Here is a 16139-nt window from a genome sequence, read left to right as displayed (position 1 = left end):
TTCTTATTATGTTCCTATTAAACTCTAAAAATTCGAGGTGTTTACATGAAGAAAAAACAAGGCTCTCACATAAAATTATTGTTAATTACCACATTAATCATTTTCGCTGTGGTTACAGCTTTCGTCGTTTTAAATAAAGAAGAAAAAGTTGCTACGAATAAAGTGATAAAAGATTTACCTCCTATCGGTAAGCAACCTACTTTAGGAAAAGAAGATGCACCAGTGTCTATTATTGAGTTTGGTGACTTTAAGTGTCCTGCTTGTAAAGCATGGGGTGAGCGTATCTTCCCTCAATTACAAAAAGACTATATTGATACGGGGAAAGTTAAATTTTCATATGTGAATGTTTTATTCCACGGAACAGAATCAAAATTGTCTGCTTTAGCTGCTGAATCTGTTTATAAACAAGACCCACAAGCATATTGGAGTTTCCATAAGGAATTATTTAACGCACAGCCAGAAAATCACGATGATCCATGGATTACTCCTGAAAAACTATTAGAAATCGCAAAAACATATACACCACGTATTAACACTACTCAGCTCGAAGAAGATTTGAAAAAACAAACAGAACAAGAAGAAGTAAACAGAGATGAAAAACTAACACAAGACTACAGTGTAGAACAAACACCGAGCATTGTTGTAAATGGAACAATGTTATCGGATCCTTATGATTATGAACAAATCAAAAATTTAATTGAAAAAGCATTGAAGGAAAAGAAATGATGAATACAACAAAAAAGAACTTTGAATGGCGTAATTACACCTTATATATGGCATGGATTGTGTCAATGATTACTACACTAGGTAGCCTGTTTTTCAGTGAGATTCTGGGGTTCATACCATGTGAATTGTGTTGGTTTCAACGAATAATGATGTATCCGCTTTGTATTATTTTAGGCATTGCCACGTTCTATAATGAAAAGAACATTAAAAAGTATATATTACCAATTTCTATTATTGGTGGAAGTATTTCACTTTATCACTATGCAATACAAAAAATCCCTGGTGTTTCAGAAATTAATCCATGCGTCCAAGGTGTCCCTTGTAATGTTGATTACATCAATTGGCTAGGTTTTATCACAATCCCATTTTTAGCTTTAATTGCTTTTTGTATGATTACTTTGTTTATGTTGTTAACGAGATCAAAAACGAATTAATAAAAAACAATATGTAAATCGAAGCATTATCTATAAAGGAATTTCTACAGAGAGGAGACAGTATGATGTCAAAGATCATACCTGTAGTTTTATTAGTAAGCCTATTAATCGGCTGTAGTTCCGTTAATGATTCATCACCCACTAAGAACAAACACACACAAAATCAGTTACAAGAAACAAAAAATAAAGGTGAACATTTTAAAGGCGATACTCTAGAAACAACAGCTAATATAGAAACTCTTCCTTCTTTTTTATCATCTACCACAAATGGACAAGTTTCTCAAATTTATGGAATGGTAGGAAAAGACACCGAACTCTTACAATGGATTCCTTGTTACTGTGGGTGTGACGAAAACTCTAACCATAAAAGCAATAAAGATTGTTTTATCCGTGAAATTAAAGAGAACGGTGAAGTTACATGGGAATCACATGCGATGAGTCAAGCAGCTTGTTTAGATATTGCTTTCCAAGCTGTTTTAATGAAGCAAAATGGAGCCTCTACTTTAGAAATTCGTGAATACATCGACAAGCAATATAAGAAAGAAGGTATAAACGTTACTCCAACACCGATGCCAAACTCTTAATATGTGTAATAATATTTATTATTAAATCAAAGCTCCTAACATATTGGTCATTTATAATATGTTAAGAGCTTTGATTTTATCTGATTGTTTCACTATGGTTCAAATCATTTATATTTCTTTTAATGGAAATTTTTGGAGAAGGATGAACTAATAAAAACATTTCATATTTTTGAATGAAAAATGTAACAATTATACTCAGGAAATCTAATAAGATGAAAGCTATATTTCATCTTATTAGATTATTACTGGCTTAGTAGTTTAGAGTTTCGTGTCCTGTGTTCAAAAAGTTTAGACTTTCATGTCCCAGTATTGAGACATGAAAGTACCTACAAAATTTATTATAATGGTAATGTATCAACGATTGTTTATGAGATTTTAGTTTAGACTTTCATGTCCTTGTACAAAAGACATGAAAATGGATACTTTTTAGACACGAAAGTAGATACTTCTTGAATATCTTTCGCTACTAATATAAATTCCAAATGAATTTTCACTTCACATTTAATTAGGTTTTGCTGAAATGCAAAAAAAGAGAGCAAAACTCTCTTTTTCATTTAATCAATACTATTTTTAAAATTTAAATAATATAAAATAGCCAGTTAAAAGAGCGTGTTGTTATATATTTTGCTAAACACGCTCTTACAAATATTTAAACCCTATATTAATTTCTTATTCCATTCATTTAATTTATTCATATTTTTTTATATTCGGTTATAAGCTTCAAATTCATAACCTTTTTCTTTTAAATCTTTTTATAATCTGTGAGCTGCTACCATCCTGCACTTGCATTCATAGCAGATCCCATAAAATTAATAAATAACGGCCATAATAACGGCCATAACGTAAGAAGTATATTTAGAAGTATAAGTATACTATATACCCAAGGGAAATTATGATTTTTACTATTTACCAATACTAAAATCACTAATAATATTATGGGTATTAAATATAAAAATAGCATTATAAACCAATACCATGTCATTAAAGTAAGACTCAATGGTCCTAATATCTCGTGTACAACTCCGAATGATATTCCTAATGCTCCAAAACTAAAGGTTGTAATTATTGTTTTTAGAAGCACTTTAGCCAATTTTGAGTCGTACGTTTTTCTACTATATAGACCTATCACAATATACAACGATAGATATGCCATTAATACACCTATCCAAATCAATAGCCAGTCTGCATCTAACATAAAGATGTCAAACAGCGCCCAACACACCCCTACTATTGAAAAAACAAGGGAAATAATTATATATTTTAAAACTGGTTTCATGTTCATTTCACGTCCTTTAAAAACTTAAGAATACATTATTAGCTTGTATTCTTCTTTTTCTATCGCTTTACTATAGTCTGTTGTATATTCAATAACAGTAATCCCTTTACTTCTAAGTAGATTTTTTTCCACGTTTTCGCATCAGTTGACAGTTTGAAAATTAATCTTAATTTATTTTAATTAAATATATATTAACAGTATATTAAGTATAAGTAAATAAAATTAATTTTAATTTAATATACTCCACTCATTTAATGGAGATTATTTATATGAACAATATTAATGTTGTTCAAAAAATTATGGCATTTCGAAAAGGTGCAGGATTAACTAGTAAACATTTAGCTGAAATAGCTGATACAACGCCTTCCATGTTAAGTAAGATTGAGCAATGGATCACGAATCCACCCTTACAAACACTAAAGTTAATTTCTGTAGCATTAAATATTCTTTTATTAAATTTTTTCTTGGAAGATACCAATACAGAAGAATTAGTTGTAAGAGCTAACCAAAGAAAAAAATGACTTTCCCTGAAAGCGGTAATGTTTCGTATGAGTTATTATCTCCCAATTTAGATGGATCACTGGAATTGGCTTTAATCAATCTGCTACCTCAAACCGCTTCATCTATGGAGCCTGTGGCACATAAAGGTGAAGAAATAGCATTTATTATAAAAGGGCACGTAAAACTATATCTAAATGATGAGGTTTTACTTCTCAATCCAGGTGATAGTGTTAAAATACATCACCATTTGCTAGTATTCTTCCATTACTTTTTTTTGAATTATACTCCCTCCTGTTCTCCATACAATATACCTACCTAGATTCAATTTATGTTTTAAATTGTTATTTTTTATCCACCTCAATCAAGCTAGCAAAACTAAATATCATTTTACTTTTTTATTATATAGACTATACTAATTTCTCTTCCCACTTATAGGTTTCGTTTAAGCTAAAAAATATCGCCTCAAGAACGGAATCCTGAGACTCTATTTTTATTTTAGAAAGGACAGCATAATTTTCTCTGTTTCTTCTTTACTTAAATCACCTGCAAGAATTATGACTTGATAAGCGCTATTCTTTCCTTTTGCAGGAACAATCATTTGCATTAATTTATAGTGTTCCTCTGTATCAAGACTTTCAATTAAGCTTATTTTTGTACCTTCTAATTCATAATTTGTTACCTTTTCATTATACTCCGCTACTTTGTTCGACAAATTTTCTCCCTGATCAGTATCTGCAGTTTGGTACACAAAATACACATTATCTTCATTTTGATATTGAGAAACAATAGTGGGATTCATTTTTTCAGTAGTCATCGGTGTTTGAACATCTTGTCCAGTTAATTTATACCCTTTTACCACATAACTTGGGGTCTTAATTGGAAAATCAAGATATTTCTGTGCTTCCTTTTTAGTTAATCTAAAATGCGAATAAATTTTATCTCTAAATGGTCCAATTTCTTCACTGTTTTTCTCATATTTTTTTTCCTCTTCTGGGTCTAACTTTTCTTTTCTACCTAAAGTAGATGCCACTGTTTCTAAATCAATAAATCGTTCAAATTCTTCTTTCGTAAACAGATTTCGTGCCACCCCAAGTTCTGTAAGTAAAGTATTATAATCTCCCTCTGAAATAAAAAATTCTGCATCTGCCTGTTCTTTTGTACCAATCATTTTTTCTACAATTTGCTGTATAGGAATATCGGTTTGTGTTTTTAATTCTTTCATATTATTTTTGACTTCTATTTGTTGTTTCTCAGGGTTAGTCGGCTTATCAGCACGGGCATTTAATAAGGATACAGATGATACTGCAATAACTGCCACAGCCCCTATCGCAGACCAACGATATGATTTTTTTTGGAATTTTTTAATCATTAGAATTCTCCTTTTTAACGCTCTCTGGTTTTTACTAAAATTTGCTATACTTGGTACTTGATAATAACTTGAGTAGTGTTCCAATAGACTAATAATAGTATGTCCATACGCAATTTGTTCCTCTGAATCTATACATGTAAGAGCTAATGCATCGCATGCTAGTTCTTGATCTTCCCGCATACATGAGTAGGCATACCATAGAATTGGATTAAACCAATTTAAAATGAGTAAGCCATGCATAAGCCAGTTCACACCAACATCTCTTCGCTTGATGTGAGCTAATTCATGATAAAAAATATATCGTAACTGTTGTTCATCTAATATTTCCATATGTACAGTTGACAATAACAACTTGGGACGAATAAATCCGAACACTGTTGGACTGGAAACCTTTCCAGATACAAATAGAGGGATATTCCGTTGAATAGACATAGAGTGCTTACACTTTTCAAAAATCTGGATAATCTTCTCATCTGTAATAACAGGTTGTTTTCTTATGTAAAGTAATAAACGCCTGTTCATTATAAAAGTAGCAAAGCTTAGAAGGATAACGCCAGTAAGCCAAATGTATATAAAGATTGTATAGAATGGAACCGTCTTTTCATCCTGCTTTTCATTATTGTATGTTTGTGTCTTATTTGTCTGAGTAGTTTGTGTTGAACTTGAGGTATAAGTATCTTCTTTTGTGAAATCCTTTGTATTATCTATATTCTTCAATTCTTGCATACGTTCTTTTGTAAGAATACTAGCTACAGGGTTTTGGCTAGAAATAAATGCATCATTATTCTTGTAAGTAAGTACAGAGTAGATACTATAGGAACTATTTGGCGACCAAGGTAATACAAGTCTTATAATTAATATGATCCATAGCATATATTGCCAACGTGGAGTTAACTTATTTCTAAACAAGACCTTGATACACAAAATTAGGCCCACTAATATACTAGCCATAATGGAAGTCTCAATCATCCAATCAAAAAAAGCAGGTAGATAGATATTTATAAATTTTTCTATCACTATAATCTATCCTTCCTCTGATTTTCCTCAGTTTTCTCATCCAGAATACGTTTAAGTTCGTTAATATCTTCTGAAGACAGCTTTTCTTCTTTTAAGAAATTTACAAGTAAAGGTTTAAATGCTGCACCATAGAAACGTTTAAGTAAAGATTTCGTTTCTACTTGTAAATAACTATCTTGCGATACCAAAGGATAATAAGAGTACAAGCGCCCTTTATCTTGATGGTAAGCCACTGCTTCTTTGTGAACTAATCGATTAATCAGTGTTCGAATCGTTTTCGGTTTCCAATCCATTTTCACCTCTAACGCTTCAATCACCTCATTTGCCGTTTGTGGAGATTTTGACCATAATACTTTCATTACTTCTAATTCAGCTTCCGAAATTTTAGGTAATTCTTTCATTGTTTAAAATTATGCCTCCTTATATTACAAGTGTAATCTACAACTGAATATTACACTTGTAATCTCATGTTGTCAATCGTATTTAATGTTTGTAGAATCCTTTCCTATGCCCATTAACATAAATTTAGACTATCATGTTCTCCTAATGAGACAAGAAAGCAGATCTTTTATAAATATTTTTTGTTACTAGGGATACCATCCCATCGCCATCAAGTTAAGGGCGCTAAGAGGATATATGTGAGGGTTATTTTTTAAAATTTCTACGGCTGTACTAAAGGTGGTCATAACAAATAAACCTATTAAATAGGTATTTAAAAAAATATTATGCAACTTTGAAGCTTTGTGACAATGTATAATCATACACAACACCTAAGATATCAAAGACGGTTTTCTTTTCGTACCGATGAGATTTTCTACCGTTTTTCTCTAAAAAATAAAACAAGCGCAGTAAAACTTTTAATAATTCATGGATGTCCTTTTGTAATCCTTCATAAAACAATAGATAATAATTTTTTATCATATAATTGGATTTGTATTCACTTAACTCTTTCTTTTTCTTATCCAAGAGTAACTGACGCATTTTGAACATCGTCGATGAAGAGAGTAGGATACTAATGAGTTGCCCATATAAATGACATTCTAAGCGTTCTTTCTTGATTCCTTTGCACCTGTCAATTTGAAAGAAAGATTTCCATGTTTTAAATAAAATTTCAATTTGCCAACGTAATGAATAGAAGTCATGGATATGTTCCGTTGGAACATTTTCTGCAGAAATGTTCGTAATATACACGTTGATTCCACTCAGCCTTTTACTCCGTTCTTTGTAGATAATACCTTTCTTTTTTTCTCTTTTGGCTTGTTCTTTCAACCTTTTTTCGGTTTGTTCCTTTGTTAATCGATGAATAATAACACGAGCTGGCAATTTTTGATATTGTCCAATGTATGCCTCTGAAATTTCCATAGTTTGACCAGGCGGCAATTGATTCATGAGTTCTTCCATATCTAACTGAATATAGAGTGTTCCTTTTTTCACGGTCCCACTTCGAAAATACTCTGGCTCATCATTCTTACGATAGATTCGAGAATTTAATTTCAACCGTGAGACATAGTAAGCTCTTTTATCATGGATCTTCTGTAAGTCATGTAAGTCAAAATAGCCTAAATCTCTTATGTACAAGTCTTTTGGTTGAATGGTCTGTAGACTTGTTGTACCAAAGGTTTTATCATTTTCTCTTCCCTCTCCTACATAAACGTGCAGGAACTTTCCACTCAATAGGTCATACTCCAATTGAATTTTAACTCCTGCCGTATGGCTACTTCCACCGGAGCCTTGGTAATGTGAAGAGAACTTATCTGGAAGCTGAAATGTTGTAGAATCTAGAATACGAATGTGTTTAAAGGTCGTGGTATATTTATGAATTATTTCTTGTGTTGAATAAATCCTTTGAGTTAGAAGGTTAGCTAGAACTTGTTCAAGAAACTGTACTGCGGAAGCATTAAATCGTTGGTTAAGCCCTTCAGGACTGATAAGAACACCTGTAGATACTTCCAGACAGCTACATATTTGTGTGAGTGATGTACTTGCGACCTGTTGACTAAGCCATACACATAAAGCAACTAACTCCTGTGCTTGATATTTACTCTTTCGCTGAACGAATCCTTTTTCTTTGGCTAGGTGTTCTAAAACATGAGGAGACATATGTCGTTGTAATTCTTCAGCGATCGGTTGAAGTTCGTCAAGAATCGAAAGATTCATAAAGAAACGCCATCCTTTCCTATAATTATACAGAAAGGATAACGTCTTTTTTTCTTTATGGATAGTGCAAAACCTTAGTTCCTTTTATATATTTACATAATTAGCGAAGGAGGATCTATACTTTCTCTAAAAAACCGCTCCTATTTTATAGGGAAGCGGTTTTTTAAATGAATACAACTATGAATTAAATTTAACGGTTCTGTTTATATATTTTTTCATTTTTGTTTTCTACGCGATGTATAATGCTTTCTCCTTCAACATCAATGTTAGGCAAAATTTTATCCAGCCATTTTGGCAAGTACCAGGCTGAATTACCCATGAGAATCATGACTGCAGGTACGATTGTCATTCTCACGATGAATGCGTCAAAGAAAACACCGAATGTAAGAGCCATGCCTATGGATTTAATGATGGTATCAGGCGCCAACATGAATCCAATAAATACAGACATCATAATTAATCCCGCTGCGACTACGACTCTCCCGCTCTCCCGCATTCCTTCTACAATAGCTCTCTTCGGATCACCTGTATGCGTATATACTTCCCGCATTTTGCTCACTAGGAACACCTCATAGTCCATGGCGAGTCCGAACAAGATGCCAATCAGAATGACAGGCAAGAAGGCTAAGATCGGACCGGCAGCCGGGAACCCAAATATATTTTGGAAATGTCCATCCTGCACGAAAAATACCACGGCTCCCAACGTAGCGCCAAGAGAAAGTAGAAACCCTAATACTGCTTTTAATGGAATGAGCAGAGATCTAAACACTAGAACTAAGAGTACATACGCAAGTCCCACAATAAGGGCAGCAAAAACTGGCAAGGCGTCACTCAGCTTTTGCACGATATCAATATTCATCGCTGCTGTGCCCGTTACCATTAGTTCAATTTCATTTTTTTTCTCGGCTTGGTTCGATTTGTCCCTGATTGCTTTTACCAAATCCTTTGTCTTTGTATCATCAGGTCCAGTTTTTGGTGTAATAGAAATCATATAAATCTTTCCAGAAGGCCCAGGGATAGCTGGTGTCACACTTTTCACGTCAGGTAGGTTACCCAATTCTTTTGCGATGGTGTTCATAGCATTTTGCGTTTCAGCTGTTGCTTCTTCTGATTTTGCTACTACCATTAAAGAAGCATGAAATCCTTCCCCATACGCTTCCGTCAACAAATCATATGCTCTTCTTTCTGTCGTTTCTGTGGACTTTGTTGTTCCATCAGAAGGCAAGCCAAGGTTCATATGGAAAAACGGAATTGAAATCACTGCAAGTAGTCCGATTGCGAAAATCGTGACAATCAGAGGACGTCTTATGACAAATTCTCCCCATTTATTTGAACCAGCATGTTTCTTACCTGCCCCAGTCATCTTTTGCAAGAATCGATTTTGTTTAGATGGGGCAATCTTATGGCCGACAAGTCCCAAAATGGCTGGTAATATGATGACGGAAACCAACACAGCTGCAAGCACAGTAAAGGCAGCTGATACGCCCATCGCTGTCAGGAATGGAATCTTTGTAACAGACAGTCCCAAAAGACCTATAATAACAGTTAATCCTGCGAAGATTACGGCACTTCCCGCTGTTCCCGTTGCGATGGCAACAGATTCTGGAACAGAATCTCCTTGTGCAAGCTGCTGTCTAAAACGATTGATAATGAAGAGTGCATAGTCTATGCCTACTGCGAGTCCCAGCATGGCAGCTAATGATAAGGAAACTGATTGGATTTCCACATAATTGGTTCCAATTATGATTCCTAGCATTCCAATTGCTAATCCGATTATCGCAGTGAGAATCGGCAGTCCAGCTACTAGAAAAGACACAAAGGTAAATGCCAGGACTACGAAGGCAACAAGAACCCCGACAATTTCAGTCATACCTGAAGTCTCTGAGTCAGAAAACGTAACATCGCCTCCTGATAACTCCGTTTGAATGCCGGCATCCCTTGTTGTTTCAATACTATCTAAAATCTTATCTTTAGAAGCTTCTGTAACCTTTTCTGCTTTTACTTTGTACGTAACAACTGCATATCCAATTGTCTTATCTTCACTGAGGTTCTGCAGTTGCATCGGTGCTGCCACAGAATCAACAGCTGAGTCTTTTTTTATCTCTTCAAGAACTCCTGCAATTTTCTGTTGTACTTCCGCTGACTCCAAGGTTTCGTTTTTTGGTGCTTTAAATGTCACTTTTACTTGGGCACCTGCTGGTTGCATCGCTTTAAACTCTTTTTCAATTACTTTTCCTGCTTTATCTGCTGGTGTATTCGGAATACTCAGCTCGTCCTTGAAAGAGGAACCCATGTTGACTGCAAAAAGCACTAATGCAATAAGAATTGCGAGTGCGCTGAATACAACCTTCTTCCTATGATTTACTGCCCAATATCCTAACTTATACAGATGTTTTGCCAATTAAATCTCACCCTATTCTTGTCAAAAATTATTCTTCTTACGTTGTAATCTAGAAACGTACAAATGCCTAAATTACATATCATTCATATAATAAGATTTTAAAATACTTATTATAGATTGTATCTGAATATCCCTCCCTATTTATAGCTTGCAAAATGGCGACAAATTGCCAGTAAAAAACAAAGAAAATGGTACACATTGACAGCGATAATGTCCTTTTATACAATGAAATTATCACCGCACTAACAATTGTACTTACAAGTGTAAGTATAACAGTGAATTTTCATCTTTCAAGCAATATGTGATTATTTACACTTAAAACGAACAGAATGAAGGGATGTGTTAGCTTTGAGGAAGTCAAGAGAAGACAGTATACACTCTCAAACATACATTATGGAGGCATTGAGCGCACTGTTGCATGAACATAAATTGCAAGATATAACCGTAACAGCTATTTGTAAAAAGGCTGGAGTTGCCAGAGTCACATTCTATAAATACTACCGCAACGTTTACGACGTCGTGCAAGCATCTGTGGATGAAATTGTTCAACAATTCTTGAAAGAGGTTGATAGTTTGGATCCGTATGAAAGTATGCAGCTAATTATTGAATATATCATAGAGGGATTTGTCTCTGCACAGAAGCCGTCAGGAAAGTTAATTGATTCAAATATATCTAATATGATGCTTGATTACTTGAATTACACAATGGAAAAGGTCTTTCAAGCGGATATTACACACGATCATGACATGAGCAGAATGCAAATCCTGTTTTTAGCAGGCGGTATCTTCAATATTGTTACCGATTGGATTAAAAGAGGGTCAAGGGAGTCTCCTCAGGCACTTGCTGCAAAAATATACGAGATTCTTCCATATGGGACAACAGATACAAGGAATTTGGCAAATTCCTGATACAACTATTCTACCTTTTATTACATCTTAAAAAATGGGCACCACATAAAAAGCTGTAAGTATTTCATCTAACCATAAACGACCGTTTTTGGTTAAAAGAGCAAAACTTTCTTTCATATAGTCTCGCCACACATCCATCAACTTAAGATCTCATAATACCCTCAGAACGAAAAACGTGTACATTTCGCCCGCTTTTTATTGTTTTGGGGTAACTCGTTCTTTTTAGCTTGATGGGCATGGGGCGGGACCCCAGTAGGTACTTTATACAGAATGGCTACTAGAAGCAAGGTATATGAGAAAGAAAGCATAGACTGTTCTGATCAATTGTTACAAACTTTAATTAGCTTTTTAATAACTTCTATTACTCACTGATGGCTATACTAGCTTTTCTTACAATTCAAAAAGCGGCTTATACTTTATTGTTAAATTTGAAGCCTAACAGTTTATTATTCAAAAATAAAAAAAGAAGCTCCGTTCCATATGCAGTGCCCCCTGTTAAGTAGACAGGATTTAAAAAGCACAACTAAGCAACCTGAGTTCTATATTTATAGGGACTCAGGTTATTTAATTTCTTTTGAAATCTTTGATGATTATAAAAAGTATATATTTGTGCAAGGCAAGTTTAACCCCATCCGCTTTGCGGAAGGAATATTATTATCCTTGAGAAAAAGTTCAAAAAATTTTATGCTCCCTATATACTAAAAAAGAATTAATTAGAAAAAAATGATTTGTTCTTATCGCTTCTTTTTCTAAACTCAAAGTTTTATCAGAATAATAACAAACAGAAAATTATTTCCTTTTAATTTTCTCTAGTCTAGTTAATTGTTCCTTTTGGACACTTCAATTGAATCAAGCTATATTAATTAATATGGTAGAAAATTGTTTTTACCATATACAATGCACCTTCATACCCGGATGTTCCAGATAAATATCGCTTGACTAATTGTAGAAAAAGCATGACATAAATTTGTCATGCTTTTTCTTTTCTATAAATATTTTTTCAAACCTAACCTGTTACAGAGGCTTTTACTCAAGAAAGAACTTTTTTATTCAGTAAATATCTTTTTTATTTATTGACAACTTAATTCTCAAACACAAAATTAATCTTATTATCTTTCCACTCTAGCTTCGCATCAAATGTTTTCTCGCCTTTTTTAAAGCCTTTAATTAAATCGGTCTTCTCACCTTTTAAGAGCTTTGTCATATTCTTTTGCGAAATTGTTTTACTTAATATCTTCTTCGAGATGGTAAAGTCACATTGTGTCGTGTTGTAATTAGAACAGCCGTAAAACGTTGACTTATCAATCACATCGCCATCACATTTTTTACAGCTACCAACCTTTTTACCCGTTGTAAATTTGGATCCTTTTCGTTCAATTGATTCAACATGTAGTCCAGTGAAATCCCACTTCTCAGACATTTCCACTGCATCTTCAATAATTTTAGCTGATAGCTTTTTCGTTTGTTCCATAAATGTAGCAGGAGAAGCTGTACCTTCACCAATTTCCGCAAGACGTTGTTCCCATTTCGCAGTCATTTCCGGTGAAGCTAGTATTTTGTCACCAATTGCGGTAATTAATACTTTTCCTTTATCAGTCGCATACACTTGGTTTTTCTTTACATCTATATACTTACGGTCTTTCAGCATCGTAATAATACCCGCGCGAGTCGCTTCCGTACCTAAACCTTCTGTTTTCTTCAATACCTTCTCTAGCTCTTCATTCTCTAAATACTTACCAGCTGTTTTCATTAACGTAATAAGTTGTCCTTCTGTATAGCGCTTCGGTGGCTGTGTTTTCCCTTCTTTCACTTTCACCTTTACAACTTTTCCTTCTTCGCCTTCAGCTACAATTGGAAGAATGGTTTCGTCATCTTTATCGTCTTGGAAAATAACTTTACGCCAACCTTCTTGAATTTGCTGTTTTCCTTTTGAAATGAATTCAGCACGTTCATCTACAAGCGTTACAATCGTTGTATAGTCAAAGATTGCAACTTCATAATGCGCTGCAATAAGCCTTCTGACGATCATATCGTAAATTTTCTTTTCATCACCTGATAATCTACTTGGGTTTGTAACTTGCTCTGTCGGAATAATTGCGTAGTGATCTGTTACTTTCTTTTCATTCACATAACGCTTATTGTTCATAATGGATTCAATTGGTGCCGGTAATAAGCCTTTATATTCATCAAATTGACTTAACTTCTGTAAAATATCAGGGAACGTTGCTGCTTCTCCTTGTGTAACATAGTTAGAATCTGAACGTGGATAAGAAACAATCCCTTTTTGATATAGTGCTTGCGTTATATCAAGCGTCTTTTTCGGTGAAAACTTAAAGGCTTTATTTGCCGTTGCTTGCAGTGATGATAAGTTGAATAAAAGCGGTGGCTGAAACTCTTTACGTTCCGTTTTCATTTCCTTCACAACAGCCGGTTTCCCTTGGCAAAATGCCGCAATTTTATTCGCCATATCAGGGTCTTTTAAGCGGGATTCATTATCCTTCTCCCATTTCCCGTCATATTTCTTTCCTTCTATATTAAAGGTTGCGAACACTTCCCAGAAAGGCTCTGACTTAAAGTTTTCAATTTCTTTCTCACGCTTTACAATCAATGCTAACGTTGGTGTTTGGACACGACCAGCAGAAAATACATCATTCATTCCTTTTTTCTTTAGCAAAATACTAAACACACGTGATGCATTCATGCCAACAACCCAGTCAGCACAAGATCTTGTGTATGCTTCGTAATACGTATTAATTGTATCTGATTCATCAAGTAAATTTTTAAACCCTTGATAAATAGCTTGCTTCGTTAAAGATGAAATCCATAGACGCTTCATCGGCTTTTGCACGTTACAAAGATTAATAATATTTCGTACGATCAGTTCCCCTTCACGACCAGCATCGCCTGCGTGAATAATTTCTGTTACCTGTGGATTGTGTAACAGCTGTTTCACAACGTTAAATTGCTTATACTTTGACTTTGTTACTTCAAATTGAAAACGCTCTGGAATCATCGGTAATGTATTAAGTGACCATTTTTTCCACTCTGCGTGATAATGCTCTGGATTACATAACTGCGTCAAATGACCAATTGCCCATGTACAGTACGCTCCATTTGGAAATAACTCATTCGCTTCTACCTCTAAATATCCATCTTTCCGGCGATATTTAAACTGTGAAACAAGAGCCAACCCTTGATCTGGTTTCTCGGCAATAATTAATTTCATTTTATAACTCCCTATCCGTATTCCAGTGTTACTTTCATTGTCTATATGTTTAGAAGCGATGATAAAACAACAATCTTATTTATCATTCGCGGTTTGTCTCGCAAATGTGAGACCTATAATATTATACGCTTATTCTTTATGGCTTCACAATAGAAACTCATAATATAACAATTTCTTTGATATCCTTAAACAAAAAAAGACACCATAAAATTTGGTGTCTTTTTCTCTATTTTTTAACCACTATCTTTTCATTTACATTGTTTTTTATACTCTCTTCATTGCAATTAATTTTATCGATACTATCTACCTTCAATTTGCCATCATTTTTCTAAAAAAGATGGTACTGTAAGGAAATGCCACAATAATTTATGTATTAAACTTTAAAAAATTAGAATTTTTTATCGATTTATCCATAGAATACTTTAACTATCTCGTTGTAGTAGACAAATCATAATTTGCTCTTTAACAGCGAGCTTTCTCTACATGATTATTAACTCTCTTTAAAATCTATCAATCAAGTTGTATCCATTTCACTATACTCGCTCTAGAACTTTAAGGTTAGATTTTGTACTTTTTTCCAAATTCAATATATTTCCCGTCTTTATATTTAGCCCTAAACTTTTATCATTATCAAACCAATCAACTTCTAATTTTGTAAATTTAAGATTTTCCTCACTCCTTATTTCATAAGTGTAGAGTTTATCCCATAATCCCCATAAATGAGGATATAATCTCACTTTCAAATTAAAGGGTTCTAATATACATGTAAATAATTTTTGTTTTTTATTCTGACCTACATGTATTGATTTAAATAAATTATAGGCTACCAAACGTGATTCTCCATTTCTATTCTTATCAGCAATCAATAAACATAACGGTTTTTTTAATGAACATAATAAATTAATTGCTTCTGATTTAAATGTTAGGTTTAAAAAAGTTGTATTATTATCTTCTGTACTAATCCGCTTACACAAAAAGTTATCTAAAAATAACAAACCAGGATAAATCTCATCTTCCTTAATCTTTTTTAAATCGGAAATATTCAAATATTTACTTCGAGTTAAAAAAACATTTGTTTTAAATATTTTACATAATTGATAATCAATGAGATTAAAATCACCAAATTGAAAAGTACAAAAAAATCCCTGAGCTTTTTTACACAAATAAATGTTATCTAATCCTACTATTTCTTTAAATCCTTTGTAATAATGAGGGGTTAATCTATATTTTCTTTGTATATATTTATTAATCCGATAATTCCGCCAAAGGTCTATTACTTCTACATTTGTAAATCTATTAAAAGATGCTAGTTCTTTTGATAGGTTAGCAAGGGCTATAAAATCACTATATTCTGACCCAATTATTTTCTCAGTAGCTATTTGGCAATCTATAAAGGATTCAGCCAGATAATTTAATTCCTCATTCACGTAATTCCTCCTAATTTCTAGATACTTTATCTTCATTTTGATTTTATTAAAATGAAGCTTTTTAATATACCTCTACAAATATTAAAAGATGTTTATGTTATATATATTTGCA

12 protein-coding genes and 1 pseudogene are annotated in these 16139 nt (G+C 33.5%); 5 read left to right on the top strand and 8 right to left on the bottom strand.

Features of this window, described 5'->3' with window-relative positions:
• The first annotated feature begins 45 nt into the window (after positions 1 to 45).
• The 3 genes from MHI26_RS09565 to MHI26_RS09555 all read left to right on the top strand — a co-directional run bounded on the left by MHI26_RS09565 (position 46) and on the right by MHI26_RS09555 (position 1744).
• Positions 46 to 726, top strand: coding sequence for a DsbA family protein (locus MHI26_RS09565; protein ID WP_061667419.1), 681 nt, complete (start codon positions 46 to 48; stop codon positions 724 to 726).
• The gene (locus MHI26_RS09560) at positions 723 to 1160 is read left to right on the top strand and encodes a disulfide oxidoreductase (protein ID WP_042972376.1); all 438 of its coding nucleotides are present in this window, start codon (positions 723 to 725) and stop codon (positions 1158 to 1160) included. Before MHI26_RS09565 ends, MHI26_RS09560 begins: the two co-directional genes overlap by 4 nt.
• Positions 1161 to 1225: 65 nt before the next feature.
• Positions 1226 to 1744, top strand: coding sequence for a PCYCGC motif-containing (lipo)protein (locus tag MHI26_RS09555; RefSeq protein ID WP_000034772.1), 519 nt, complete (start codon positions 1226 to 1228; stop codon positions 1742 to 1744).
• A 769-nt stretch (positions 1745 to 2513) separates the two neighbouring features.
• Here the strand turns inward: MHI26_RS09555 and MHI26_RS09550 are convergent.
• A complete protein-coding gene (locus MHI26_RS09550) occupies positions 2514 to 3020 on the bottom strand; it encodes a DUF3902 family protein (RefSeq protein WP_000805763.1) in 507 nt (168 codons plus the stop codon).
• Between the two features lie 269 nt (positions 3021 to 3289).
• Between MHI26_RS09550 and MHI26_RS09545 the strand changes: the two are divergent.
• Positions 3290 to 3759 (top strand): annotated as a pseudogene (locus MHI26_RS09545) (helix-turn-helix domain-containing protein); the annotation flags it as partial.
• A gap of 252 nt (positions 3760 to 4011) precedes the next feature.
• Here MHI26_RS09545 and MHI26_RS09540 read toward each other — a convergent pair.
• From MHI26_RS09540 to MHI26_RS09525, 4 genes are all read right to left on the bottom strand, one after another.
• Positions 4012 to 5907 (bottom strand): M56 family metallopeptidase, encoded by a 1896-nt coding sequence (locus MHI26_RS09540; RefSeq protein WP_061667418.1) that lies wholly within the window; start codon positions 5905 to 5907, stop codon positions 4012 to 4014.
• On the bottom strand, positions 5907 to 6308 hold the full coding sequence (locus MHI26_RS09535) for a BlaI/MecI/CopY family transcriptional regulator (RefSeq protein ID WP_000661422.1): 402 nt from the start codon (positions 6306 to 6308) through the stop codon (positions 5907 to 5909). Before MHI26_RS09535 ends, MHI26_RS09540 begins: the two co-directional genes overlap by 1 nt.
• A 322-nt stretch (positions 6309 to 6630) precedes the next feature.
• Positions 6631 to 8064, bottom strand: a complete 1434-nt coding sequence (locus MHI26_RS09530; RefSeq protein ID WP_061667417.1) for an IS4 family transposase — start codon at positions 8062 to 8064, stop codon at positions 6631 to 6633.
• 190 nt (positions 8065 to 8254) lie between these two features.
• Positions 8255 to 10465, bottom strand: a complete 2211-nt coding sequence (locus tag MHI26_RS09525) for an MMPL family transporter (protein WP_001062158.1) — start codon at positions 10463 to 10465, stop codon at positions 8255 to 8257.
• A 393-nt stretch (positions 10466 to 10858) separates the two neighbouring features.
• Between MHI26_RS09525 and MHI26_RS09520 the strand changes: the two genes are divergently transcribed.
• Complete coding sequence (locus tag MHI26_RS09520) at positions 10859 to 11374, top strand: TetR/AcrR family transcriptional regulator (RefSeq protein ID WP_048516921.1); 516 nt, start codon at positions 10859 to 10861, stop codon at positions 11372 to 11374.
• 523 nt (positions 11375 to 11897) lie between these two features.
• Here MHI26_RS09520 and MHI26_RS31565 read toward each other — a convergent pair.
• The 3 genes from MHI26_RS31565 to MHI26_RS09510 form a co-directional block, all read right to left on the bottom strand.
• Positions 11898 to 11981, bottom strand: a complete 84-nt coding sequence (locus tag MHI26_RS31565) for an IS3 family transposase (RefSeq protein WP_369281294.1) — start codon at positions 11979 to 11981, stop codon at positions 11898 to 11900.
• A 474-nt stretch (positions 11982 to 12455) separates the two neighbouring features.
• Positions 12456 to 14600: a DNA topoisomerase III gene (gene topB, locus MHI26_RS09515; protein WP_000766766.1), complete on the bottom strand. Its 2145-nt coding sequence runs from the start codon at positions 14598 to 14600 to the stop codon at positions 12456 to 12458.
• Positions 14601 to 15133: 533 nt separating this feature from the next.
• Complete coding sequence (locus tag MHI26_RS09510) at positions 15134 to 16027, bottom strand: hypothetical protein (protein WP_061667416.1); 894 nt, start codon at positions 16025 to 16027, stop codon at positions 15134 to 15136.
• Positions 16028 to 16139 lie beyond the last annotated feature (112 nt).

This window comes from Bacillus sp. FSL K6-1218, from assembly GCF_038006445.1.
Taxonomy (GTDB): Bacteria; Bacillota; Bacilli; order Bacillales; family Bacillaceae_G; genus Bacillus_A; species Bacillus_A thuringiensis_S.
Note: the sequence above shows the minus strand (reverse complement) of the source record. Positions and strands in the feature narration are given on the sequence as shown.

Bases quoted from the DNA above. Each gene is read 5' to 3' on its own strand.
- MHI26_RS09565 (WP_061667419.1), top strand. From the start codon at position 46: ATGAAGAAAAAACAAGGCTCTCACATAAAATTATTGTTAATTACCACA.
- MHI26_RS09560 (WP_042972376.1), top strand. From the start codon at position 723: ATGATGAATACAACAAAAAAGAACTTTGAATGGCGTAATTACACCTTA.
- MHI26_RS09555 (WP_000034772.1), top strand. From the start codon at position 1,226: ATGTCAAAGATCATACCTGTAGTTTTATTAGTAAGCCTATTAATCGGC.
- MHI26_RS09550 (WP_000805763.1), bottom strand. From the start codon at position 3,020: ATGAAACCAGTTTTAAAATATATAATTATTTCCCTTGTTTTTTCAATA.
- MHI26_RS09535 (WP_000661422.1), bottom strand. From the start codon at position 6,308: ATGAAAGAATTACCTAAAATTTCGGAAGCTGAATTAGAAGTAATGAAA.
- MHI26_RS09530 (WP_061667417.1), bottom strand. From the start codon at position 8,064: ATGAATCTTTCGATTCTTGACGAACTTCAACCGATCGCTGAAGAATTA.
- MHI26_RS09520 (WP_048516921.1), top strand. From the start codon at position 10,859: ATGGAGGCATTGAGCGCACTGTTGCATGAACATAAATTGCAAGATATA.
- topB (WP_000766766.1), bottom strand. From the start codon at position 14,600: ATGAAATTAATTATTGCCGAGAAACCAGATCAAGGGTTGGCTCTTGTT.